The sequence below is a fragment of the Micromonospora sp. NPDC050795 genome (genome assembly GCF_044456785.1).
In the GTDB taxonomy this organism is placed as follows: Bacteria; Actinomycetota; Actinomycetes; order Mycobacteriales; family Micromonosporaceae; genus Micromonospora.
In genome coordinates this window covers 34,316-57,784 of sequence record NZ_JBITGE010000040.1, presented here as the reverse complement: position 1 = coordinate 57,784, position 23,469 = coordinate 34,316, and the positions used below count along the sequence as shown (strand labels likewise).

The 23,469-nt window shown below is 72.0% G+C and carries 24 protein-coding genes; 8 read left to right on the top strand and 16 right to left on the bottom strand.

What is annotated here, in order from left to right; translation table 11 throughout:
• Positions 1–112 precede the first annotated feature (112 nt).
• The 9 genes from ACIBEF_RS27820 to ACIBEF_RS27780 form a co-directional block, all read right to left on the bottom strand.
• The gene (locus ACIBEF_RS27820; protein WP_396796154.1) at positions 113–1,369 is read right to left on the bottom strand and encodes an RNA polymerase sigma factor; all 1,257 of its coding nucleotides are present in this window, start codon (positions 1,367–1,369) and stop codon (positions 113–115) included.
• A gap of 5 nt (positions 1,370–1,374) precedes the next feature.
• The gene (locus ACIBEF_RS27815; protein WP_396796152.1) at positions 1,375–1,710 is read right to left on the bottom strand and encodes a YciI family protein; all 336 of its coding nucleotides are present in this window, start codon (positions 1,708–1,710) and stop codon (positions 1,375–1,377) included.
• A gap of 87 nt (positions 1,711–1,797) precedes the next feature.
• Positions 1,798–2,409, bottom strand: a complete 612-nt coding sequence (locus tag ACIBEF_RS27810; protein WP_238682656.1) for an ATP/GTP-binding protein — start codon at positions 2,407–2,409, stop codon at positions 1,798–1,800.
• Positions 2,390–2,776 (bottom strand): DUF742 domain-containing protein, encoded by a 387-nt coding sequence (locus ACIBEF_RS27805; RefSeq protein WP_396796150.1) that lies wholly within the window; start codon positions 2,774–2,776, stop codon positions 2,390–2,392. Before ACIBEF_RS27805 ends, ACIBEF_RS27810 begins: the two co-directional genes overlap by 20 nt.
• 5 nt (positions 2,777–2,781) lie before the next feature.
• Positions 2,782–3,204 carry a roadblock/LC7 domain-containing protein gene (locus ACIBEF_RS27800; protein WP_396796149.1) on the bottom strand — a complete coding sequence of 141 codons (423 nt, stop codon included), beginning with the start codon at positions 3,202–3,204 and terminating at the stop codon, positions 2,782–2,784.
• Positions 3,205–3,285: 81 nt separating this feature from the next.
• Positions 3,286–5,847, bottom strand: coding sequence for a nitrate- and nitrite sensing domain-containing protein (locus tag ACIBEF_RS27795; protein ID WP_396796147.1), 2,562 nt, complete (start codon positions 5,845–5,847; stop codon positions 3,286–3,288).
• A gap of 124 nt (positions 5,848–5,971) precedes the next feature.
• Positions 5,972–7,588: a prenyltransferase gene (locus ACIBEF_RS27790; protein WP_396796146.1), complete on the bottom strand. Its 1,617-nt coding sequence runs from the start codon at positions 7,586–7,588 to the stop codon at positions 5,972–5,974.
• Positions 7,581–8,498 (bottom strand): terpene synthase family protein, encoded by a 918-nt coding sequence (locus tag ACIBEF_RS27785; protein ID WP_396796144.1) that lies wholly within the window; start codon positions 8,496–8,498, stop codon positions 7,581–7,583. The genes ACIBEF_RS27790 and ACIBEF_RS27785 overlap by 8 nt, the downstream gene beginning before the upstream one ends.
• On the bottom strand, positions 8,495–9,832 hold the full coding sequence (locus tag ACIBEF_RS27780) for a cytochrome P450 (RefSeq protein ID WP_396796161.1): 1,338 nt from the start codon (positions 9,830–9,832) through the stop codon (positions 8,495–8,497). Before ACIBEF_RS27780 ends, ACIBEF_RS27785 begins: the two co-directional genes overlap by 4 nt.
• 432 nt (positions 9,833–10,264) lie before the next feature.
• Between ACIBEF_RS27780 and ACIBEF_RS27775 the strand changes: the two genes are divergently transcribed.
• Complete coding sequence (locus tag ACIBEF_RS27775) at positions 10,265–10,513, top strand: DUF2630 family protein (RefSeq protein WP_091403743.1); 249 nt, start codon at positions 10,265–10,267, stop codon at positions 10,511–10,513.
• Between the two features lie 44 nt (positions 10,514–10,557).
• On the opposite strand, the gene ACIBEF_RS27770 is transcribed toward ACIBEF_RS27775, so the two are convergent.
• From ACIBEF_RS27770 to ACIBEF_RS27760, 3 genes are all read right to left on the bottom strand, one after another.
• Positions 10,558–11,490 carry a serine protein kinase RIO gene (locus ACIBEF_RS27770; RefSeq protein ID WP_396796143.1) on the bottom strand — a complete coding sequence of 311 codons (933 nt, stop codon included), beginning with the start codon at positions 11,488–11,490 and terminating at the stop codon, positions 10,558–10,560.
• Positions 11,491–11,682: 192 nt separating this feature from the next.
• Positions 11,683–12,327: an HAD family hydrolase gene (locus ACIBEF_RS27765; protein ID WP_357232909.1), complete on the bottom strand. Its 645-nt coding sequence runs from the start codon at positions 12,325–12,327 to the stop codon at positions 11,683–11,685.
• A 65-nt stretch (positions 12,328–12,392) separates the two neighbouring features.
• The gene (locus ACIBEF_RS27760) at positions 12,393–13,253 is read right to left on the bottom strand and encodes a carbon-nitrogen hydrolase family protein (RefSeq protein ID WP_396796141.1); all 861 of its coding nucleotides are present in this window, start codon (positions 13,251–13,253) and stop codon (positions 12,393–12,395) included.
• Positions 13,254–13,330: 77 nt separating this feature from the next.
• Here ACIBEF_RS27760 and ACIBEF_RS27755 point away from each other — a divergent pair, with 77 nt between their 5' ends.
• The 6 genes from ACIBEF_RS27755 to mug all read left to right on the top strand — a co-directional run bounded on the left by ACIBEF_RS27755 (position 13,331) and on the right by mug (position 17,733).
• On the top strand, positions 13,331–13,903 hold the full coding sequence (locus ACIBEF_RS27755) for a TetR/AcrR family transcriptional regulator (protein ID WP_396796139.1): 573 nt from the start codon (positions 13,331–13,333) through the stop codon (positions 13,901–13,903).
• A gap of 81 nt (positions 13,904–13,984) precedes the next feature.
• The gene (locus ACIBEF_RS27750; RefSeq protein ID WP_396796137.1) at positions 13,985–14,911 is read left to right on the top strand and encodes a TIGR04222 domain-containing membrane protein; all 927 of its coding nucleotides are present in this window, start codon (positions 13,985–13,987) and stop codon (positions 14,909–14,911) included.
• Positions 14,908–15,726, top strand: coding sequence for a DUF692 domain-containing protein (locus ACIBEF_RS27745; RefSeq protein ID WP_396796136.1), 819 nt, complete (start codon positions 14,908–14,910; stop codon positions 15,724–15,726). Before ACIBEF_RS27750 ends, ACIBEF_RS27745 begins: the two co-directional genes overlap by 4 nt.
• Positions 15,723–16,268 carry a hypothetical protein gene (locus ACIBEF_RS27740; RefSeq protein ID WP_396796135.1) on the top strand — a complete coding sequence of 182 codons (546 nt, stop codon included), beginning with the start codon at positions 15,723–15,725 and terminating at the stop codon, positions 16,266–16,268. The genes ACIBEF_RS27745 and ACIBEF_RS27740 overlap by 4 nt, the downstream gene beginning before the upstream one ends.
• Complete coding sequence (locus ACIBEF_RS27735; protein ID WP_396796134.1) at positions 16,253–17,014, top strand: SDR family oxidoreductase; 762 nt, start codon at positions 16,253–16,255, stop codon at positions 17,012–17,014. The genes ACIBEF_RS27740 and ACIBEF_RS27735 overlap by 16 nt, the downstream gene beginning before the upstream one ends.
• 143 nt (positions 17,015–17,157) lie before the next feature.
• Entirely contained in the window at positions 17,158–17,733 is a 576-nt protein-coding gene (mug, locus tag ACIBEF_RS27730; RefSeq protein WP_396796159.1) for a G/U mismatch-specific DNA glycosylase, read from the top strand.
• 9 nt (positions 17,734–17,742) lie between these two features.
• Here the strand turns inward: mug and ACIBEF_RS27725 are convergent, their stop codons facing one another.
• The 3 genes from ACIBEF_RS27725 to ACIBEF_RS27715 form a co-directional block, all read right to left on the bottom strand.
• Entirely contained in the window at positions 17,743–19,719 is a 1,977-nt protein-coding gene (locus ACIBEF_RS27725; protein WP_396796157.1) for an ABC transporter ATP-binding protein, read from the bottom strand.
• A 114-nt stretch (positions 19,720–19,833) separates the two neighbouring features.
• Positions 19,834–20,601, bottom strand: a complete 768-nt coding sequence (locus tag ACIBEF_RS27720) for an enoyl-CoA hydratase/isomerase family protein (RefSeq protein ID WP_396796133.1) — start codon at positions 20,599–20,601, stop codon at positions 19,834–19,836.
• Between the two features lie 46 nt (positions 20,602–20,647).
• Positions 20,648–20,875, bottom strand: a complete 228-nt coding sequence (locus ACIBEF_RS27715; protein ID WP_007462679.1) for a helix-turn-helix domain-containing protein — start codon at positions 20,873–20,875, stop codon at positions 20,648–20,650.
• 216 nt (positions 20,876–21,091) lie between these two features.
• Here ACIBEF_RS27715 and ACIBEF_RS27710 point away from each other — a divergent pair, with 216 nt between their 5' ends.
• A complete protein-coding gene (locus ACIBEF_RS27710) occupies positions 21,092–21,640 on the top strand; it encodes a cadmium resistance transporter (protein WP_396796131.1) in 549 nt (182 codons plus the stop codon).
• A gap of 69 nt (positions 21,641–21,709) precedes the next feature.
• Here ACIBEF_RS27710 and ACIBEF_RS27705 read toward each other — a convergent pair whose 3' ends face one another.
• Positions 21,710–23,314: an ABC-F family ATP-binding cassette domain-containing protein gene (locus ACIBEF_RS27705; RefSeq protein WP_396796130.1), complete on the bottom strand. Its 1,605-nt coding sequence runs from the start codon at positions 23,312–23,314 to the stop codon at positions 21,710–21,712.
• Between the last annotated feature and the right edge of the window lie 155 nt (positions 23,315–23,469).

Genomic DNA, 23,469 nt, shown 5'->3' with positions numbered 1-23,469 from the left:
GTCAGAAGGGTGTTGAGGTCTGTCGTCACAAACAGATCTTCAACACCCTTCGTCTATGCCCACACCCCGGGGTCGTTAGGACTTACTCGTCTAGTGCCGTGCCGCCGCTCCGCTACCGGTCGAGTTCGTCGGCCCGGTCGAGCAGCGCACGGCGCTCGACGGTCGAGCGAACCGCTGCCGCCGCCTCCCGGAACAGTCCTGCCGCGCGTCTCCGGTCGCCCTGCCGGGCCACCAGATCGGCCTGCACCGCCACGGCGAGCGGATGGTCGTCCAGCCCGCCTCCGGCGCGGGCCGCGTCGAGCAGGACCAACCCGGCGGCCGGCCCGTACGCGTAGCCGTGCGCTACCGCCCGGTTGAGCGCGATCACCGGTGAGGGGCGCAGGTCGGCGAGCGCGTCGTAGGCCCGCGCGATCGTCGGCCAGTCGGTCTCGTCGGCCAAGGCGGCGGTGGCGTGGCAGGCGGCGATCCGGGCCTGCCACGCGTACGGCCCGTCGTGGCGTACCCGATCGAGGGCGGTCAGGCCCTCGGCGATGGCGGCGCGGTCCCACCGGTCGCGGTCCTGCCGTTGCAGGGTGAGCAGGTTGCCGGCGGCGTCGCGGCGGGCGTCCCGACGGGAGTGTTGGAACAGCAGCAGCGCCAGCAGTGCGGCGACCTCGGACTGGTGTGGCATCAGCCGGTCGAGCAGCCGGGCCAGCCGGACCGCCTCGTCGGCGAAGGCCGGTTCGCCGTCGGCGACGTAGCCCCTGGTGAACAGCAGGTACAGCACGGCGAGGACGCCGGGCAGCCGCTCGGTCAGCGCCGGCCCGCTCGGCACCCGGTACGGGATGCCGGCCTGGGCGATGCGGGTGCGCGCCCGGGTCAACCGGCGGGTCATCGTCGACTCGCTGACCAGCAGCAGGCGGGCGATGTCAGCGGTGGGCACGCCGCAGATCGTTCGCAGCGTCAATGCCACCCGGGCCTCGATCGCGAGCGCCGGATGGCAGCAGGTGAAGATGAGACGCAGCCGGTCGTCCACCACGTCCTGCCCCACCTCGGGCTCGGGCTGCGCGTCATCGGGCGTGAGCAACGCCAGGTCGTGCAGCTTGCGCCGCTCCACTGTGGCCCGGCGCAGCACGTCGATCGCCCGGTTGCGTGCCACGGTCATCAGCCAGCCGCCCGGGTTGGCCGGCAAACCGTCGGTGGGCCAACGTTCCAGCGCGACGGTCAACGACTCCTGGGCGCAGTCCTCGGCCAACGCCCAGTCCCCGGTGACCCGGATGAGGGTCGCGACGATCCGGGGGTACGCCTCGACGCCGGCGACCGCGACGGCCTCCGCCGCCGCGTCGGACGGTGCCGGGTTGCGCACCGGCCGGCGCTGCGGGGTGGACAACCTCGTCAGTTGGACAGGTCCGCGAACGGACGCAGTTCCAGTCGCCCCTCACGGGCCATCGGGTGGGTGCGGGCCACCTCGATCGCCTCGTCCAGGTCGGCGCAGTCGAGCAGGTCGAAGCCCACGATCACCTCGGCGGTCTCCGCGAACGGCCCCTCGGAGACGAGCAGCTCGCCGTCGCGAACGCGGACGGTGGTGGCCGCGCTGGTCGGCCCCAGCACGTTGCCGGTCAGGCGGCGGCCACGAGAATCGTTCTCCGCCACCCACTTGTAGATGTCGGGAAGCTCGGTGGGGTCGGTGTCCGGCTCGGTGTCGCTGCAAACGAACATCATGTACTTCATCTGATTCGCTCCCTTGGTTTCTCGGGGTGTCGCCAGCATGACGATCGGCCGGGAGCGTTCCGGACACCCTCCCCCGAAAAACTTAGGTCAGTCTCCGTTGGCGGCGCGGCGGCGGGCCTCGCGGGTCTTCATGGCGTGCTCCATCAGTGTGACGAGCACCTCCTTGCTGGACTCACGCTGCCGGGCGTCGCAGAGCAGCACCGGCACACCCGGGTCCAGGTTCAGCGCGGCCTGCACCTCGTCGAGCCGGTACTTCCGAGCGTCCTGGAAGCAGTTCACCGCCACCACGAAGGGCGTGCCCCGACCCTCGAAGTAGTCGATCGAGGGGAAGCAGTCGGCGAGCCGGCGGGTGTCGGCCAGCACCACCGCGCCGATCGCCCCCAACGCCAACTCGTCCCAGACGAACCAGAACCGGTCCTGCCCCGGCGTACCGAACAGGTATAGCACCAGGTCGTCGCTGATGGTGATCCGGCCGAAGTCCATGGCCACGGTGGTCGTGGTCTTGCTCTCCACCCCGGATAGGTCGTCGATGCCGACCCCCGACTCCGTCAGCACCTCCTCGGTGCGCAACGGCCGGGTTTCGCTGACCGCGCCAACCATCGTCGTCTTGCCCACGCCGAAGCCGCCCGCGACCAGGATCTTGATCGCGGTGGGCAGTGGCGTCGCTCCCGCCGGCCGGTCAGAGTGCCCGTAGTCCATTGATTACCGCCTCGAAGATGCTGTTGTCGGGAAGACCGGCCGTGGTCTGCGGCTCGCGGACCTGCACCAGGCTGCGGGCCGCCAGATCACCGAGGAGCACCCTGATGGTGCCCACCGGCAGGTCGAGATGGGCGGCGATCTCGGCGACGGACTGTATGCGTTGGCACAGCCCGACGATCGCCAAGTGCTCGGGACCGAGACCGACCTCGGGCGTGACCTCGGTTCGGGTCGCCGTGACCAGGGAGATCAGGTCGAATGTGCCGGTGACCGGGCGGGCCCGACCACGCGTCACCGCGTACGGACGCACCACCGGACCCGCGTGGTCATCCACCCACTGATGGTCTGCGGACTCCCCCTGGACCGTCATCGCCGCTACCTCTCGCCGACCTGCTGATCAGTGCTGCGCGACGGTGATGCGACGTACTTGCCGACCCGGGTGACCAGCATCGCCATCTCGTAGGCGATCAGGCCGACGTCGGCGTCCTCGCTGGCCAGTACCGCCAGGCAGGCGTTGCGGCCGGCGGCGGTGACGAACAGGAACGACGACTGCATCTCGATGATGGTCTGCTGCACCTGCCCGCCACCGAAACGCTTGCCGGCGCCCCGGGCGAGGCTCTGGATGCCGGCCGCCATCGCTGCGAGGTGCTCGCCGTCGTCCCGGCTCAACCCCTGGGAGGAGGCCATCAGGAGGCCGTCGGTGGAGAGCGCGACCGCGTGTTCGGCCTGCTTCACCCGGCCCACCAGGTCATCCAGCAACCACGTCAGGTCGGCGCTCGAAGCCGTCTTCTGGGTCACTTCGTCGTCCTCTTCTCACCCGGCTGTGCGCCGTTGTTCGTCTGGGGCTCGACCGTCACACCGCGCGTCGTCGGTGTTCGGTCAGGTCGCTTGTGGATCCTCGTCGGCCGGCTCGGACGGCGTCGTCGTCACCGGTGCGCCGGAGGCGCCGCCGAGCAGCCGCGCCGCGTCGGTCCGCCCACGCCGGGTGCCGGTCTGGTAGGAGCTCATCATCCGGCGAACCTGCTCCGGCGGGCGCACCACATCCTCGTCGTCGGTTTCGGACACTGCCGGGTCGTCTCGCAACTCGGGAACGATGTTCGCCTGTCGGACCCGGACGGGGAGGCCGGAGTCGGTCCGCTCCGCATCGGCGCTGGCGGGCGCCGGGCCGCCGTCGCCGGCCGGGGCCGGCTCCTCGGCGGGGGTCTCCGGGCGGGTGCTGTCGACAGCGGGCAGCCCGGTGGGCACTGTCGGGGCTTCCAAGGCTGGCTGAACGGGCCCGCGCCGGGCGCGGGTGGGCAGGTCGGGGGCGCTGGTTGCCGGGGTGGTCCGCTGTCGGGTGGGGAGAACGGTGTCCGCCTCGGCCTCCCCGTCCGTCGTCGGCGCGGTGGTGTCGGCTGGATTCGGCGCCGCCGAGGTCACCGCCACCTCCGACGTGGTGGTCGTCGGTGCGGCGAGCGCGACCGGTGCGAGGGGGGTCGTACGGCTGGTGTCGGTGGCGGGCGCCGACGGCACCGGGATGGCCGAGCCGGTTCGGAACGAGCCGGAGTCCTCGGGGGAGGCGACGGCCTCGGTGACCAGCTCCAGCGGGATCAGCACGACAGCGGTGGTGCCGCCGTACGCGGACTCCTTGAGCCGTACCCGCACGCCGTGCCGTTCGGTCAGCCGGCTCACCACGTAGAGCCCGAGGCGGGCGGCGTTGGCGAGGTTCAGCTCGGACTGGTCGACGATCCGGTGGTTCGCTGCGGCCAGGTCCTCCTCGCTCATGCCGAGGCCACGGTCCTCGATCTCGATGGCGAAGCCGTTGGAGACCAGTTGGCCGCGGACCTCGACCGTCGTGTGGGGCGGGGAGAACGACAGGCCGTTCTCGATCAGCTCGGCGAGCAGATGGATGACGTCGCCGACCGCGCGGCCGGCGAGCGAGACAGGACCGAGCGGCAGCACGTTGACCCGGGTGTAGTCCTCCACCTCGGCCACGGCGCCGCGCACCACGTCGACCATCGGGACGTTGCGCCGCCAGGCCCGACCAGGGGTGGAGCCGGACAGCACAATCAGGTTTTCCGCGTTGCGCCGCATCCGGGTGGCCAGGTGGTCGACCCGGAACAGGTCCTCCAGCTCCTCCGCGTCGTGCTCGCGGCGTTCCATCGCGTCGAGCAGGGTGAGCTGACGGTGGACGAGCGCCTGCGTGCGTCGGGCCAGGCTCAGGAAGACCTCGCGGACGTTGCGACGCAGGTCGGCCTGCTCGACGGCGGTGCGCAGGGCGGTCTCCTGAACGGCGTTGAACGCCTTGCCGACCTGACCGATCTCGTCGGTGCCGAACTCCAGCGGGGGTGCCTCGGTGGCCACGTCGACCTCCTCGCCGCGCCCGAGCCGGTCCACCACCCGGGGGAGACGCTCGTCGGCGAGCTGCCAGGCGGCCTGTCGCAGCCGCTCCAGCTGGCGCAGCAGGTTTCGCGCGGTGGTGATGGAGACGACGACGGAGGCGATGACGGCGAGCAGGCCCAGACCGGTGGCGAGCACCAGCCGGACGACGACCATCACGGCGACGCCGGTGGCCCGGTCCACGATGCCCTCGCCACCGCCGAGCACGACGTCGTCGATCGCGGCCAGCGCGGGCTCCACGGTGCCGCGCCACTGCTCGGCGCCGACCGGTAGCTGGGTCGACGGCCGGCCCTCACGGATGATGCTGTCCTGCACGGCGCGCAGTCGGGTGAACGCCTCACCCTCGACGAGCTGCTGGTAACTGCGCTGGTCGGCGTCGGCGAGCCGGACCCGGGCCTCTTCACCGACGAACCGCTCCGAGCCGACCAGCGCGACGTAGCGGGCATACTCCGCGCCGCTCATCCGGCCGTTGCCGAAGAGGCCACTGAGCAGCGCGTCCTCCTGCGAGACCAGCTCCTTCATCCGGTTGAGCTGGATGAGGGCCGCCGCCTCGCCGGCGATCTGCTTGTCGTCCAGACTGCCTGTCACGTCGTAGACCTGGAAGATCGACTCGATCGCGTCGGTGTACGCCTCGGCGGCGGCGACTCGGTCGATCTTGCGGTCCAGCACCTCGGCTCGGGTCCGCTTCAACGTGTCGACCTGGGCGATCGTCGTGCGGAGCTGGTTGCCCAGCACGGAGCTGCCGGCGATGTCGACCTGCCAGCCGCGCACCGAGTCGGCGAAGGCGGCAGCCAACTCGGTGGTCTTGCGCTGCTCGGCTTCGAGCGCCGTCCGCTGCGCGGCCTCGGGGTTGCTCAGGTACGCCTGGGTCAACCGCCGCTCCACCTGGAGCTCCTGCAGCAACGGTTCGCTCGGCTCGTACACCTTGGTGTTGATGACCTGAACACCGAGCAGGTTGAAGCCATCACGCAGGGTGACCCAGGCCGCGAACATCCAGAGCGCGACCAGGGAGAGCAGCAGGGCGACAACCTTGGTGCGGATACTCGTACCGCGAGAACGCATTGAACCGTCCCAGGCCGGGCGTTGACTCAGCTCATCAACGAATGATCAGAGGGGGCGACGTCCCACCACAGCGGGGCATCCGGGGCTGAGGCTCTGCGTACGCTAGCAGTGTCCACACAACCCCTCAAGTCGCTGTTTTTGTTACCTGGTAACCGCAATCCACCACCGATCGGTCCACGCCGGAGGCACGGATGCCGGCCAGCCGGCAGGCGGCGAGCACCGTGGCGCGAACGATGACTGTCGGACAGTACAGCTCCTTGCCGTACCACAGTGGAGGGTGGGGCCGGACGGCGGATTCGTGCAGGTAGGCGTGCCCGCGCGCCACCGCGTCGTCGACCCGTGGCACCGTCGTCGGCACCGTCAACAGCACCTGGAGGGCGTACGCGGTCTCCTCGGCGGTGCCGCCCCACCGCCCCCACGAACCGTCCGCGCGCTGGCCGTTCAACACCCAGCCGGCCGCCCGATCCACCGCCTCGGCGGCGGCCGCGCCCCGCCCGAACTCGGCGAGCGCCATCGCGCAGCAGGCGGTGGCGTAGAACGGCGAGGCGTGCCACCGGTCCTGCCAGTCACCGTCCGCGCGCTGACGCCCGGTCAACACCAGGCTCAGCCGGTCGACCGCCCGGTGGTAGCGACCGTCGGCGTCCGGGTGTCGGCTCACGTGCTGACCGAAGGCGTTCAGCACGTGGGCGTTCGTGGTGACCGAGAAGCCGTCCTCCCCCGGCCAGGTGCAGAAGCCGTCCGCCGTCTCGTACGCCCACAGGCTGGCCGGGTCCGCCGGACGGCCGAGCCGGGCCAACGCGTCGAGTGACACCGCTGTGGTGTCCGCGTCGGTCGGCAGGCCGTCGCCGGTGGCGATGCCCTGGCCGGTGGTGGCAGCGGTGAGGCTCTCCAGGACGGCAGCCGGCGGGTCGATCGTGAGCCCGGCCCGGCTCAGGCCACTCAGCACCCAGGCCCGCTCGAAGACGGTGATCGGCGCCGGGCAGGGCACCGGACCGCCGCCGTCGTCAACCAACGCCCGCAGGAAGGCGTACGCGGCGGGGCCGGCGGCCGGGCCGACCACGCTCAGCCAGGCCGCGGTCGCGGCGGGTGAAGCGCCGACCGCGGTGAGGGTGGGGCCGGCGTCGGAGGGTGCCGCGTCCAGGATCTCGTAGAAGTGGGCCAACTTCGGCGGCAGCGTCGCTCCGGCGGCCACCGCGGACCGCACCGCGCGCAGCCGGTCCCGATTCAGCCCGGCCGGCAGCGGCAGTGGCGCGCGGGCCAGCCGGTCGGCGGTGGCTCGTCCCAGCCCGGCGAGCCGGCCATTGATCGTGTCGATCAGCGCCGGAACGATGAGGTCCAGCGCGGGGGTGTCCGGCAGGGTCCGGGCGTCCGTACGGAGCAGCGTGTCGACGAGCGCGCCGAGCCCATGGGCCACCGGAGCGAGCAGCTCCGTCCCGGCCCTGCCGTCGGACAACACGGCGAGCAGCGCGTCGGTGGCGCTCAGCGTCGGCACCAGGGCGTACCCCTCGGGTGGACCCCACGCCCCGTCCGGGCGCTGGCTGCGCACCAGGAACGCGATCCGCTGGTGGTGCCCGGTCAGCCAGGGGGCGACGGCGACCAGCCGCCCCGTCTCGTAGACGGACGCGCCGACCTGCCCCCACGGCCGCAGGCCAAGGCCGGCGACCAGCTCGCGGGCGGCGTCGGCGACCGGCCCGGCGGTCGTCGTCGCGTCGGCGAGGAGACGGGTGCCACAGTCACTCATCGCGCACCCCCCAGAAGTCCGACAGTTGGTAGAAGCCGCCGGTGAAGGAGATCTGCCGGTTGAGGTAGTCCGCCTGGCGGGGGCACCGCTCGGCGAGGGCGGCCAGGTCCCCCCGGGACCGGGCGGTCAGCTCGGCCAGCCGGTCGTGCACCTGTGCCGGGTCGTCGACGAGCGACAGGGCGTTCAGGTCACCCCACTCTGCGTCGCGTCCCTGCGTGGCGAGGTCGTTGACCAGCCGCAGCACCCGCTGCACGCCGCGTCCGGCGTCCAGCAGATCGGCCAACTGGGCGAGTGTCCGGTCGTCTCCGGTCGAGATCCAGTGGGTGACGTTGACGAAGGAGCTGCCGGAGTTGTCGGCGTTCGCCAGGTAGCGGTCCAGGTCCGGCAGGCGTCGCCCGGTGGTCGGGTCGGTCGGCAGGTTCTTCCAGTCCCACTCACGGGCCATGGCGGCGAGCATCCGGGCCAGCTCGTCGCGCCAGATCGGGCGCAGCCGGGCGAACGCCGGCACGGTCGCCAACTCGTCACGCAGGTCGGCCAGCAGCCGGGCCAGGTGCCGCCCGGGTGGTGGCGGCCCGCCGTCGACGACCGCCAGGCAGGCGTTCACCACCTCACGGACGTCGTCCACGGACCGGGCGAGGTAGTCGACCTGCCAGTCGGCCGCGAAGACCCAGAGGACGGTACGGGTGGTGATCCGCAGTTCGGCGACGGTGTGCCAGGGCGCGACGAAGGCAACCGCGGTGGCAACCGAACTCAGCAGTGCCGGGTCGAACGGCGCGGCGTCGAACAGCTCGGGATGGGCGGCGGTGACGGTCTGGAGGTCGCGTACGCCCCGCACGGCGAGTGCGCACACCCGACCCTGCTCGGCGACCGCGTCCTGACCGGCCCGCGCCGGTCGCGGGGCCTCCGTCACGACGCGGCCGGGCGCTCGCCCGGGGTGAGGATGAGCTCGGCCCGTTGCTTGGGTTGCAGCGAGGCGCCCATCCGGGGGGTGAGGTCCACCGGTTCGCGCAGTCGAAAACGGTAGCGGCTCAGCACAGTGCTGACGATGAGCTGGGCCTCCAACAGAAACAGGTACTGCCCGAGGCACTGGTGCGGGCCCCCGCCGAAGGGGAAGTAGGAGTAGCGGTAACGCCGCCGGGGCAGTTCCGGCGCGAACCGCTCCGGGTCGAAGAGTGTCGGGTCGGTCCAGAAGGTCGACATCCGCTGGGTCACATACGGGCTGACCAGCACGGTGCCGCCGGCCTTGACCCGCACTCCGCCCAGCACGTCGTCGCCGACCGCGGTGCGCGGGATCATCCAGCCGGCCGGGTAGAGCCGCAGCATCTCGTCGAGCACCATCCGGCCGTAGCGCAGGTGGGGCAGGTGCTCGCGGCCGACCCGGTCGGCGCCGACCACCCGCTCGATCTCGTCGGTCATCCGCTCGGCCACGTCGGGCCGGGACCCGAGCACTGGCCAGAGCCAGGAGAGCAGGGCGATCGTGGTCTCGGTGGCGGTGGAGAACATCGCGACCACGTCGCCGCGGATCGCGTATTCGTCGGGTTCGCTGCCGTCGGCGCGCGGCCGGCAGAGCGTCGAGATGATGTCGTCGCCGTCGGTGGGATGGGCCCGGGCCTCCCGGATGATCGGCAGCACCACCTCGTCGATGGTGCGCACCGCCTCGCGGAAGCGCCGGTCACGGGGCATCGGCACCGCGTACGGCACAGCGGGCATCAGGAGTCGGGGGAGCATCGCGGTGGTGAGGGTGTTCAGCGCGGCGCTGATCCGCAGCGCGTCGGGGACCGAGATCCGGTCGGCGAAGAGCACCCGCATGGTGGTACGCAGGACGATCCGGGTCAGCTCGGCTCCGCCGTCGATCGGGCGGCCGGCGCGGGCCGGTTCGAGCCACTCGTCGACCGCCTCGTTGATCGCCTCAGCCATCCTGTCGACGAGCATCTCGGCCCGCTTGGCGGTGAACAACGGTTGCAGCGCGCCTCGGCTGGATTCCCAGATCTCACCCTCGGCGACCAGGATGGCGTCGCCGACGATTCGACGTACGGGTCGCCAGAGCAACCCGTCGCCGTCCCGGGTGTAGTTGGCAACGTTGTCCCGCAGAATGCGTTGCAGGTGCTCAGGGTGGCTGACCAGATAGGGGCGGAACGAGCCGAGGTTGAGCCGGACGACGTCACCGCCGGCGTCCTGCGCGAAGTCGACGAGTGCGCCCAGCGGATCGCGGGCCAGTGCCGGGAGAACGCGCCGTAACGGGATCGTCCGGGGCTCGGCGCTGACGGTGACAGGGCGCGCCTCGGACACCTGCGACATCGAACCACGTCTCCTCGTCGTCCTGACGGTCCATTTCGGTCGGTCAGGTTGATGAAACTTTCACCTTATGGGCCGCCGGAAGCATCTCACCAAACGAGGGGCACCTCCAGACTTGCGTACAGCGCAATTTCCATCTAAGCGCACGCACAACCATCGATGTTCTACGTCGAGCAAATCCAGAATGGATATTCAGGAACGGCACCCGCCGGGTGGCCGACCCGCCACCACGACGGGCGGAAGCTGGCCGCATCCCGCCGGCCGGGCCGCCACCTCTCCGCCAGGGCGAGGGAGGGCCGACCGATGCGGGTCGGTGATCCGGGACGCACCGGTACCCCCGAATCCGGGCGATGCCCGGCACCCTGTGCCAGGCTCTGTGGCATGGACGACAAGACCATCCTGAACCGGATCTCCGAGCTGGTCGACGAGGAACACAAGCTGCGTGCCGACGCCCAGGCCCACGAGTCGGGCACCGAGGGCGAGGCCAGCGAGCGGCTGCGCGCCCTGGAGGAGTCCCTCGACCAGTGCTGGGACCTGCTACGCCGCCGACGGGCCGCCCGGGAGACCCACGGCGACCCGGACGCCCAGGGCGAACGCCCCAAGCCCGAGGTGGAGCGCTACCTGCAATAGCCGACGTGGCGGGTCGGGCGGTGCGGCCGCCCGACCCGCTCCGATCAGCGCAGGCCCGCCTCGTGCAGCAGCTCTCCGGTCAACATGCCCGGGTCCACCAGCTCGGCGGGGAGACCCCGGGCCGCGAACCAGGCGCCGACCACCCGCACATCGCGGGCCAGGAACTCCGGCCCCTGTGGGTTCGCCACCACATCGACCACCTGCGGCAGGTCGATCACGACCAGTCGCCCCTGGTGCACGAGCAGGTTGTACGGCGACAGGTCGCCATGCGCGTAGCCGGCCCGCGCCAGCACCCGCAGCGCCTCCACCAGTTGGGCCCACAGGTCACGCAGCTCGGTCGGGCCGGGTCGCAACTGGGCCAGTCGGGGTGCCGCCTCCCCCGACTCGGCGTCACCGACGAACTCCAGCATCAGCTCGGTGCCCCGCAACTGCACCGGGTACGGCACGGCGATCCGGTCGTGCCCGGCGCCGATCTCCCAGAGCCGGCTCAGCGCGGCGAACTCGGCTGCCGCCCACTGCCCGGCGATCATCTGCCGGCCGAACGTCGTCCGGCTGGCCATCGCCCGGTTCTCCCGGGACCGGCGCACCCGACGGCCCTCCAGGTAGCCGGCATCGCGGTGGAACAAGCGGTGCTCGGGATCGCGGTAGCGTTTCACCGCGAGCAGACAGGACCGGTCGGTGTCCGGCACGGCCCGACGGACCAGGTGGACGTCCGCCTCCTTGCCGGTCTTCAACACACCCAGCTCGGTGTCCTTGGCGGCCAACTCGGTGACCAGCCAGGCGGGGTGCGGCTGTGGCCCGTGCACGGCGTCGTCCCAGGACGACCAGCGCTCGCCGGTGTCGGGGTCAGGTTCGCTGTCCGGGTCTGCGAGCGGCTCGGTGGGCCGCCCGCGCTTCAGAAACTGCGGTTCGTCGTCGTCGAAGCGGCTCTTGCCGCGGCTCCGGCGCTCAAGCGCCGGAAGGTCATGATCGCGCACTGTGGTGAGGTTCCCTTGGTCGAGGCTGAGATAGGCAGCTGGACGCGACCTGCAAAGACGGCCATGACCCGCCTCCTCTCCTCGACCGGGCACACGCCCGGGATGCACCATGCGCGGACAATGCTCGTACGACCATGTCGGTCGGTCAACCGAATTACCGAGCCGCCACCCGAACGACCGCGCGGAAAGCCGTCAGCGGGCCAGGACGGTGGCGACCGCGGCGATCAACCCGTCCACCGTGCGGCTCGGCGCGAACCGGACGTCCGACCAGGTGCGCCCCCGGTGCAGCCAGACGCTGGGCAGCCCGACGGCGGCGGCCCCGCCGATGTCCGCCTCGGGGCTGTCACCGATCACCCACGCCCCCCGCAGCGGCATCCGGACCCGCTGGGCGGCGAGCGCGAAGATTCTCGGGTTGGGCTTGCTGACGCCGGCCTCTTCGGAGATCACCCAGTCCGCGACGTACTGGTCCAGCCCGGTCCGGCGAATCTTGGCGTCCTCGACGCGTACGGTGCCGTTGCAGACCACCACCGGCACCCAGCCGGCGTCGTCGGCGATCCGGAGCGCGCAGGCGGTCAGCGGGTCGAGCCGGGTCTGCGCCACCACCCCGTCGTGCAGCTCCTCGACCAGGTCGATCGAGGGAATCCGCAGCTCGTAGCGGTCCCGGATGGCGTCGGCGAGGTCCCAGCGGTCGGTCAGCCCGTCGGCGTCGATCGAGATCAGCCAGTCGATGTCGGTGTGGGGCGCGCCGATGCTGTCCAGGAAGCGCTCACCCCAGCGGCGGAACGGCCCGGCCCGATCCAGCAGGGTGTTGTCCAGGTCCAGCAGGAGCAGTGGCACTCGGGCACCCTACGGGACCGACGTGTCCGTTAACAGATGCGGCGGGTATCGAGCTGACGGCAGGCTCAGCCAGGCATCGACAGCCGCGCGCCACCCTGGTCCGGCAGCCGATCGAGAAGCATCGAGTGGGCCGTCCGGGTGGCCGCGAGCGCCGCGGGATCCAGCGTCGCCACGAGCACCGCCGCGCCGTCGTCGGGGCCACGGGCCAGCACCCGCCCCTCGGGGTCGTAGATGGCCGCGCCACCGTTGAACTGCCACGGCTCGACCCCGCCGACCGCGTTGGCGAAGACCACGAACATCGTGTTGTCCAGGGCACGCGCGGCGTAGTAGAGATCCCGGCGGTGCTCGGAACCGGCCAGGTAGCCGCTGGGGCACAGGTAGGCGTGGGCGCCGTCGAGGGCGGCGGCCCGGCCGTGCTCGGGGAAACAGCCGTCGTAGCAGATGCCCAGCCCGAGCCGCCAGTCGTCGACGAGCAGCGTGGCACCCCGCTCGCCGGGGCTGAACAGCTCCCGCTCGTCGCCCCACAACTGCTGCTTGTCGTACCCGACCCGCACCTCGCCGGTCCGGTCGACCACCAGCGCCGCGATGGTCCGCCGGCCGTCGGGGTGCCGGACGGCCGCACCGACCACCGCGGTGACGCCGGCCTCGCGCGCCGCGACGCGCAGCGGGTCGAGCCGGGGATCCGCGACCATCCCGGCCGGGTCGGCCGCGACGTCCGTGCCGGCCGGGTCGGCGGCGAGAACCGGCGGGTGGTACGCGCAGAGGAACAGCTCCGGCAGGACGGCCACCCGGGCGCCCCGCCTACCGGCCTGCCGGACCAGGTCGGCGGCGATGACCGTGTTGCCGGCGACGTCGCCCGGTGTGGGGGTGGCCTGGATGGTGGCCACCGTCAGCGGGGAGCTGGGCACGGTGTGGGACTGGGTCACCGGGCGATGGTAGTCGGCAACATCCCAAGCCGTACGTACGGTTTGCGTACCCCGGGTTGACCTGCAACGATCGACGTGTGCCCAGAGTAAGCCAGGACCAGCTCGACGCTCGTCGGCAGGAGATCCTCGCCGCGGCCCGGGCGTGTTTCGCCCGGCTCGGCTACGAGGGGGCGACCGTACGCCGCCTCGAGGAGGCCACCGGCCTGTCCCGTGGCGCGATCTTCCACCACTTCCGCGACAAGGACTCGCTCTTCCTTGCCGTCGCCGAGGACGACGCCGCGGTCATGGTCGAGACGGTGGCCCGCAACGGTCTGGTCCAGGTGATGCGTGACCTCCTCGCTCACGCCGTCTCGCCGGACACCACCGGCTGGCTGGGCAGCCAACTGGAGGTCTCCCGTCGGCTGCGCACCGACCCGGCGTTCGCCAAGCGCTGGGCGGAGCGGTCCGCCGCGATCGCCGAGGCGACCCGGGACCGGCTGGCCCGCCAGCGCGACGCCGGGGTGCTGCGCGAGGACGTCCCGATCGACGTGCTGGCCCAGTTCCTGGAGCTGGCCTACGACGGCCTGGTGCTGCACCTGGCCATGGGCCGACCGGCCGGTGACCTCGGCCCGGTGCTCGACCTCGTCGAGGAGGCGGTCCGCCGGCACTGACCGCGCGCACACCGGTCTGTCGACCGTGGCGGGGCTGCTCCACAATGGGGCCGCCGATCCCTCCGGTGACAGGAGCAGTCGATGACCGTCCACGCCGCGTCCGGCGACACCTGGGGCATCTCCGGCCCGACCTTCCTCCGCTACTACATCGCCGCGGCCATCCTGCTGGTGGCGATCGTGGCGTACCAGCGCTTCCGTCTGGCGGTCGGGTCGAGCGGTGCCATGACCGCCGATCCCCTCGGACCACAGCAGGTCGCGTACCTCAACGGTGGCCCCCAACTCGCGGTGCACGCGGCGCTCGGCGGGCTGCGCGGCAGCGGCGCGGTCGGCGTACGACCGGACCGCCGACTGACCACCGTCGGTGCCGCCCCGACCGGGCTCACCCCACTGGACCAGGCCATCCACTGGGCCGCCCACCAGCACTCGCGGGTCCGGGATCTGCCCCAGGACGAGCGCGTACGCGTCGCGCTGCACCAGATCCGCAACGGCCTGGAGGAGCGCGGGTTGCTGACCAACGACGCGCAACGCGCGCGGGCCCGCTTCTGGGCCACGCTCCTGATCGCCCTGCTGGGTCTCGGTGTGCTCCGGTTGGTCTCCGGCCTGTTCAGCGGCCGCCCGGTCGGCTACCTGCTGCTGACCCTGGTCGCTCTCCTGATCGTCACGCTGGTGCTGCGTCGGGTCCCGGGGCTCACCCGGGCCGGTCGGGCCGCCCTGCGCTCCGTCCGCCGCCAGCACACCCACCTCGCCCCCGCCTCCGCGCCGGCCTACGCCACCTACGGAGCGGCCGGCGCGGCGATGGGCGTGGCCCTGTACGGCACCGCCTCGCTCTGGGCGCTCGACCCGGGCTTCGCCGAGCAGGCCGAGATCCAGCGCCAGGCCGCCGCCGGTAGCGGCTGGTCCGGAGGGTCCGACGGATCCTCGGGCGGTGGTGACAGCTCCGGCTCGGACGGCGGCAGTTCCTGCGGCGGCGGCGGAGGCGGGTGCGGCGGCGGGGGGTGCGGCGGATGACCGGCCCGTCCGGCATCGGCATCGGCTGGCGGCCGGAGATCGCCGGTTTCGTGGCCGAGCTGCCCGGCCTGCGCTTCGTGGAGGTGGTGGCCGAGGGGGTGCCCGCCTCCGGGCCGCTCCCGCCCGGCCTGACCCAGCTGCGGGACCGCGCGGTGACCGTCGTACCCCATGGGGTGCGGCTCTCTCTCGGCGGCGCCGAGCCGGTCGACCCGGCCCGGGTCGCGCACCTGGCCGCGGTGGCGCAACGCCTGGACGCCCCGCTGGTCAGCGAGCACATCGCGTTCGTCCGGGCCGGCGGCCTGGAGGCCGGTCACCTGCTGCCGCTGCCACGCAGCCGGGAAGCCGTCGACGTGGTCTGCGCGAACGTGGCCCGGGCGCAGGCCGAGCTTCCGGTGCCGATCGCGCTGGAACCGATCGCCGCGCTTGTCGACTGGCCCGACGACGAGCTGACCGAGGCGGACTTCCTCACCGAGATCCTCGACCGCACCGGAGCACTGCTGCTGCTGGACGTGGCCAATGTGCACGCCAACGCCCGCAACCGGGGTGCCGACCCGCTGGTGTTGCTGGACCGCCTGCCGTTGGAACGGGTCGCGTACGCCCACGTGGCCGGCGGCGCGGAACACGGCGGTTTCTACCACGACACCCACACTGACCCGGTGCCGACAGCGGTGCTGGAGCTTCTCGGCGCGCTCTGCGCCCGACGGCGACCGCCGGCCCTGCTGCTGGAGCGCGACGGCCACTATCCGCCGGCCGTCGAACTCCGCGCCGAACTGGACGCCCTGGCCGCCGCCGCGGGCTTTCCGGCCGTGACATGACGGGCACACCAGAGGGCGGCAGCGCGCCGACGCCCCGCGTCGGGCTGGCCGAACGGCAGGCCGAACTTGTCGCGGCGCTGGTCGCCGGGGGTGAGCCACCGGCGGGGTTCGCGCCGGGCCCGCTGGCCGCCACCCGCGCGGCCCTGCTGCGCAAACGGGCCGGCGAGGTGGCCCGGCACTGGCCACTGCTCGCCGGAGGTCTCGGCGCCCGCTGGTCGGCCACCTTCGCCGAGTGGGCCGCCCGGCGACCCACCACCGGATCGCTGCGCGACGGTTGGGACCTGGCCCGGGCGCTGCGCGCCCAGCAGGCGCTCCCCCCGGCCGCCGCCGAGGAGTTGGCCGTCCGGGAGGCGCGCCTGCGCTACGACGGGCTTCGAGCACCGCGCCCGCGCCGGGCGCCAGCGGTGGGCCGCGCCGGCGGCGCCGTCGCGCTGCAGATCGCCGGCCGGGTACGCCTGCTGCGCCCCGCCCCACGGCTGTCCACCCGTGCTGGCGACGGTGTGACGGATACGGCAGGATCGGAGTTATGGATCTCGGACTGACCGACCGCGTGTACGTCCTCACCGGCGCCTCCCGCGGTCTGGGTTACGCGACCGCACAGAGCCTGGTCGCCGACGGCGCGCGGGTGGTGCTCTCGGCCCGCGACCCGGACGCGGTGGCCGCCGCCGCGCAGCAGCTGGGCGGCCCGGAGCACGCCATCGGGCTGACCGCGGACCTGACCCACCCGGAGACCCCGGGGCAGCTCGTCGCCGCCGCCCAGGAACACTTCGGCCGGCTCGACGGCGCGCTGATCTCGGTCGGTGGACCACCGCCGGGCAACGCCGCAGCGGTCACCGACGAGCAGTGGCGGCTCTCCTTCGAGACCGTCTTCCTGGGCACCATCCGCGCCGTACGCACTGTCGCCAACGCCCTGCCCGAGGGCGGCGCGATCGGGTTGGTGCTCTCCACCTCGGCGCGTGGCCCGGTGCCCGGCCTCGGCATCTCCAACGGTCTGCGGCCCGGTCTGGTCGGGGCCGCCAAGGACATCGCCGACGACTACGGTCCGCGTGGGGTCCGGGTGGTCGGGCTGTTGCCCGGCCGGATCATGACCGACCGCAACCGGGAACTGTTCGGAGCGACCGGCGACCCGGAGCGGGCCCGCGCCGAGGCGGAGGCCGGCATCCCGCTGCGCCGCGTCGGCGACCCCGCCGAGTTCGGCCGGGTGGCCGCGTTCGTGCTCTCCCCCGCCGCGAGCTACCTCACCGGAATCACCCTGCCGGTCGACGGCGGCGCGCTGCGCGGGCTGTGACAGCCGAGCGGGCCCGACCCGCAGGCACGGTGACGCCGCCAGAGCCGGCCCCACACGACCATCCGGGCGTCGATCGACTCGACATCACGGAAGTCGGGCTGTCGACGCGACCAGGACACGCCGACGTCCAGGAACCCGAGTCGATCGAGGCGAGGCGTTCCGTCCCGACCCGGCCAACCCGCGCGGACCTCGCGGCAGCCGCGGACCGGACGATTCCCGACGTCCTCGCTCCCGGCCTGGAGGTGCTCTTCGTCGGCATCAACCCGGGCCTGTGGTCGGCGGCGACGGGCTGGCACTTCGCCCGCCCCGGCAACCGGTTCTGGCCGGCGCTGCACCGGGGCGGGTTCACCCCCCGGCTGCTGCACCCCAGCGAACAGGACGAGCTGCCGGCGCTCGGGCTCGGCATCACCAACATGGCCGCCCGGGCCAGTGCCCGCGCGGACGAGCTGAGCACCGAGGAACTCCTCGACGGCGCGGCGATCCTGACCGACAAGGTGGCCCGGTACCGGCCGCGCTGGGTGGCAGTGGTGGGGGTGACCGCGTACCGGATCGGTTTTCAGCGGCCCAAGGCCGCCTTCGGGCCGCAACCGGAGACGCTGGCCCACGCGCGGCTGTGGGTGCTACCCAACCCCAGCGGCCTGAACGCGCACTTCACCCCGGTCACCCTGGGCCTGGCGTTCGCCGAGTTGCGGGCAGCGACCGAGCTACCAGCCCTGTGATCGACGACGTCAGTTGGCGGCGGCCGGTGGCAGCACCTCGTCGGCGCGGTAGGTGCCCAGCGGCATGACCACCGGCTCGGCACCGGTCGCGTCGACGAACGGGGTGGGCGAGTCGGCGACCGCGAACTGGGTGCGGTACAGCTCGGCGTAGAGCCCACCGACGGCCACCAACTCGTCGTGCCGTCCCCGCTCGACGACCCGTCCGCCGTCCAGGACGAGGATCTGGTCGGCGTCTCGCACTGTGGAGAGCCGGTGCGCGATCACCAGCGCGGTCCGCCCGGCCAGCGCCACCGACAGCGCCCGCTGCACCGCCGCCTCGCTCTCCGAGTCAAGGTGAGCGGTCGCCTCGTCGAGGATCACGATCGACGGTGCCTTGAGCAGCAGCCGCGCTATCGCGATGCGCTGCTTCTCGCCGCCGGAGAACCGGTAGCCGCGCTCCCCCACCGTGGTGTCCAGACCGTCGGGCAGCGCCCGAACCAGATCGGCCACCTGCGCCCCGGCCAGGGCGGCCCAGATCTCGTCGTCGGTGGCGTCCGGCTTGGCGTAGCGCAGATTCTCGGCGATCGTCTCGTGGAACAGGTGCGAATCCTGAGTGACCACACCGATCTCGTCGCGCAGGGAGGCGAGCGTCGCGTCACGCACGTCCACGCCGCCGACGAGCACCTGCCCGTCGCTGACGTCGTAGATCCGGGAGATGAGCATCGACAGTGTCGACTTGCCCGCCCCGGACGGGCCGACCAGCGCGACCATCTGCCCCGGCTCGACGCTGAACGAGACCCCCTTGAGCACCGGTTCGTTGACGGTCCGGTCGAGGGTGGCGACCTCCTCCAGGGAAGCGAGGGAGACCTCGGCGGCGCTCGGGTAGCGGAAACGCACGTCGCGGAAGTCGACCCGGCCGGCGCCCAGGGGCACCGGCACCGCGTCGGGCTTCTCCACGATGCCCGGCTTGAGGTCGAGCACCTCGAAGACCCGGTCGAAGGAGACCAGCGCGCTCATCACGTCCACCCGGACGTTGGAGAGTGCGGTGAGCGGCCCGTACAGGCGGGTGAGCAGCAGAGCGAGCGTCACCACGGTGCCGGCGCTGACACCGCCGGTCACCGCGAGCCAGCCGCCGAGACCGTAGGTCAGCGCTTGCGCCAGCGAGGCGACCAGCAGCATCGCCACGAAGAAGGTGCGGGAATACATGGCGGACTGGATGCCGATGTCACGGACCCGCTCGGCCCGGTCGCCGAACCGGCGGGCCTCGATCTCGGGCTGGCCGAAGAGCTTCACCAGCAGCGCGCCGGCCACCCCGAACCGCTCGGTCATCGTCGCGTTCATCTTGGCGTCGAGGTTGTACGCCTCGCGGGTGATCTCGGCCAGTCGCTTGCCGACCCGACGGGCCGGAATGATGAAGATCGGTAGCAGTACCAGTGACAGCGCGGTGATCTGCCAGGAGAGGGTGAACATCACCGCTGCGGTGAGGACCAACTGGATGACGTTGCTGACCACACCGGACAGGGTGGAGGTGAACGCCCGCTGGGCACCGAGCACGTCGTTGTTGAGCCTGCTGACCAGGGCGCCGGTCTGGGTGCGGGTGAAGAACTGCAACGGCATCCGCTGCACGTGGTCGTAGACCCGGGTGCGCAGGTTGAAGATGATGCCCTCGCCGATGCGGGCGGAATACCACCGCTGGACCAGCGACAGCAGCGCGTCGGCGACCGCGAGCGCGGCGATGAACAGGGCCAGCCGCACCACGAGCCGCCCGGCCTCGGTGCCGCCCTGGTTGATCGCGTTGATCACGTCGCCGGCGAGCACCGGAGTGGCCACGCCGATGATGGCGGCCAGCACGACGGTGGCCAGGAAGACGACGATGTCGCGCCGGTAGGGGTGGGCGAAAGCGACGATGCGGCGGGCCACCCCACGCTTGAGCCGGTGGGTGGAGACCTCGTCGCGGTTACGCATCGACCGGAGCATGCTCCACCCGGCCATGCCACCGCCGGACATCGGGTTGGACATCGTTCACCTCCGGGTTGCCGGGCGGACCGCACCGTCAGGTCAATTCTCCCGACGAGTGTGACAACCTCGGTCGTAACCCGGATCTTCCCGTGCGGTCCTTACCTATTCTCCAGTGCCGGCGAGGTCACGCAGCCGACGGGTCTGCGCCTCCCGCTCGGCGCGCTGCTGGTCGGCGTGCGACCGCCCGGCGGCCCTGGCGAGCAGCGCCTTGATCTCGACCACCGCGTCGCGGGCCCCGGAGAGCAGGCCGGCGGTCAGATCCCGTACCGCGCCGTCCAACTCGGCCGGGGGTACGACCAGGGTGGCCAGCCCGACCCGGTCCGCCTCGGCGGCGTCCAACCGGCGGCCTGTCGCACAGATCTCCAACGCCCGCGAATAGCCGACCAGCTCGACGAGGCGTTTCGTCCCGGCCAGATCCGGCACCAGGCCGAGGGTCACCTCCGCCATCGACAACTTCGCGTCCGCGGACAGCACTCGCAGGTCACAGGCGAGCGCGAGCTGAAAGCCAGCACCGATCGCATGGCCCTGCACGGCCGCGACAGAGACGACATCCGGCCGGTGCAGCCAGGTGAAACCGGCCTGGAACTCCGCGATGCGCTCGGCGCACTCCTGCTCGGGCAGCGTGGCCAGCTCGGCGAACGACCCCGGACCGGAGGCGCCCGCCACCGCGAGATCGAGGCCGGCCGAGAACGCGCGACCCTCACCGCGGACCACCACCACCCGCACGTCGCCGGGCAGGTCGCGGGAAAAGTCGCTCATCGCTCGCCACATGGCGGGCGTCTGGGCATTGAGCACGTCGGGCCGGCACAACGTCACCGTGGCGACCGGCCCGTCGCAAGTCAGCCGAACCCCGGTTGCCTCGGCGGTCACCGGACTCCCCGGGGCGCGGCGCTGGTGGACGACGCTGAGGGGCGGGTCACGCCTTCTTGCGGCGTCGGGCGCCACCGCGCTGACGCAGCTGCACGCCGGACTCGGTGAGCACTCGATGGATGAACCCGTAGGAACGGCCGGTCGAGGCCGCCAACGCGCGGATGCTCTCCCCCGAGGTGTACCGCTTTACCAGGTCCTTGGCGAGCGTCTGACGCTCGGCTCCGACGATCCGGCGACCCTTCTCAGTGCTGGTGGCTGTGCCAGTGGCTGCCATGCTGTGTCCTCACGTCCCAGACTGTGCGGTTCGGATACGGTCCCACCTATTAGACCGCCTCGAACGATCATGCGCCACATATCAACTCTTCGCCAACCGACACGCTATGCAATGTCAGCTTCCCGATAGAGTGATCCTGGCGATGCGGCCCGCCGCGGCGTCCGGGCGTACCACCCGCCGACGCTGGCTGCTGCCGGCAAGCCGTAACCTGCCGTCGTGATCGACCTGCTCAGCACGGCGGCCGGAGCGGCAGTGGTCTTCGCCGCGACCGACATCGACGACATCGTCATCCTGACCCTGTTCTTCGTCGCGGCCCGCACCACCGGTCGACCCCGCCCGTGGCAGATTGTCGCCGGCCAATACGTCGGTATCGGTGCGCTCGCGCTGGCGAGCGCGGTGGTGGCGGCCGGGCTGCTCGTGGTGCCGGACCCGTGGACGGGGCTTCTCGGCCTGTTACCGATCGCGCTGGGCGTACGCGCGCTGCGTCACTCCGACGAGGACGAGACCCCCACTGTCGTCACCGGAGCGCTCGGCGTGGCCGGGGTGACGATCGCGAACGGCGCCGACAACGTGGCCGTCTACGTACCCGTCTTCCGAGCCCTCGGCGCAGCCGACAGCGCGGTGTTCCTCCTGATCTTCGTGCTGCTGATCGCGCTGTGGTGTGCCGCCGGCGCGTGGCTGGGAGGGCACCCACGGGTGTCCGGCTGGTCGAACGCGCCGGCCACTGGCTGGTGCCGACGATCTTCATCGGCATCGGCGTGGTGATCCTGGTCAGCTCCGGCGTCGTCGGCCGGCTGGTGGACCTGCTCGGTTGAGGGCCGGCCAGGAGCTTGATCAGGCCAGCTCGACAAGTTCGAGCAGGTCGTCGCTCCAGGCGTCCTCGTCGCCGTCGGGCAGCAGGATGGCCCGGTCCGGCTTGAGCGCCAGCACCGCACCCGGGTCGTGGGTGACCAGGACGATCGCGCCGGGATAGTTGGCGATGGCGTCGAGGACCTGCTCCCGGCTGACCGGGTCGAGGTTGTTCGTCGGCTCGTCGAGCAACAGCACGTTGGCACCGGAACAGACCAGGGTGGACAGCGCCAGCCGGGTCTTCTCGCCGCCGGAGAGGACCCCGGCCGGCTTGTTCACGTCGTCGCCGGAGAACAGGAACGCGCCGAGGATCTTGCGCAGGTCGGTGTCGGACTGCTCGACCGCGGCGGCGCGCATGTTCTCCAGAACCGTCCGCTCCACGTTTAGCGTCTCGTGCTCCTGGGCGTAGTAGCCCAGCCGCAGGCCGTGCCCCGCGTGCACCTCGCCGGTGTCCGGGCTGAGCAGCCCGCCGAGCATCCGCAGCAGGGTCGTCTTACCGGCGCCGTTGAGCCCGAGGATGGCCACCCGGGAGCCCCGGTCCACCGCCACGTTGACGTCGGTGAAGATCTCCAGCGATCCGTACGACTTGGAGAGGCCGGTCGCCGTGAGCGGGGTCTTGCCGCACGGCGCGGGACTGGGGAACCGCACCTTGGCCACCCGGTCGGCGACCCGCACCTCCTCCAGGCCGGAGATCAGCTTCTCGGCGCGGCGGGCCATGTTCTGCGCGGCCACGGTCTTGGTGGCCTTGGCCCGCATCTTGTCGGCCTGCGCCATCAGCGCGCCGGCCTTCTTCTCCGCGTTGGCCCGCTCCCGGCGGCGGCGCCGCTCGTCGGTCTCGCGCGCCTCCAGGTACGCCTTCCAGCCCAGGTTGTAGACGTCGATGACCGACCGGGTGGCGTCGAGGAACCAGACCTTGTTGACCACCGACTCCAGCAGCGCGCCGTCGTGGGAGATCACGATCAGGCCGCCCTTGTGGTTGGCGAGGAAGCCCCGCAGCCAGGTGATCGAGTCGGCGTCGAGGTGGTTGGTGGGCTCGTCGAGCAGCAGAATGCCGCCGCCGTTCTCGCCCGCGTCACGGAACAGGATCCGGGCCAGCTCGATGCGGCGCCGCTGACCACCGGAGAGGGTGCCGATGGTCTGCGCGAGCGCCCGGTCCGGTAGGCCGAGGTTGGCGCAGATCCGCGCGGCCTCGGCCTCGGCCGCGTACCCGCCGAGGGCGGCGAACTGGTCCTCCAGCGCGCCGTACCGACGGACCAGCTTGTCGTTGGCGTCCTCGGCGAGGCGGGCCTCGACCTCCTGCATCTGCGCCATCAGCACGTCCAGGCCGCGCGCGGAGAGAACCCGGTCGCGGCCGGTGACCTCCAGGTCACCCGTGCGCGGGTCCTGCGGCAGGTAACCGATGGCGCTGCGCTGGTCGATCTGGCCGCCGTACGGCTGCCCCTCGCCGGCGAGCACCTTCAGCGTGGTGGTCTTGCCGGCGCCGTTGCGACCGACCAGGCCGATCCGGTCACCGGGCTGCACGCGCAGGGTGGTGTCGGACAGCAGGATCCGGGAACCGGCACGCAGTTCCAGGCCGGTGGCAGTGATCATGTTTGCGGGGCTCGCTCTCGGGGTTCGGAAGGCTGACTCGGGGCACGCGAAACGGCCGGCGGGCTCAAGGGCCCGACGGCGCGGGGCGGTTCAGCCTTCGCAGCGCAGCACCTGACAAGTGTACCGGGCGCCGCCGGAGCGCCTGCCCGGATTAC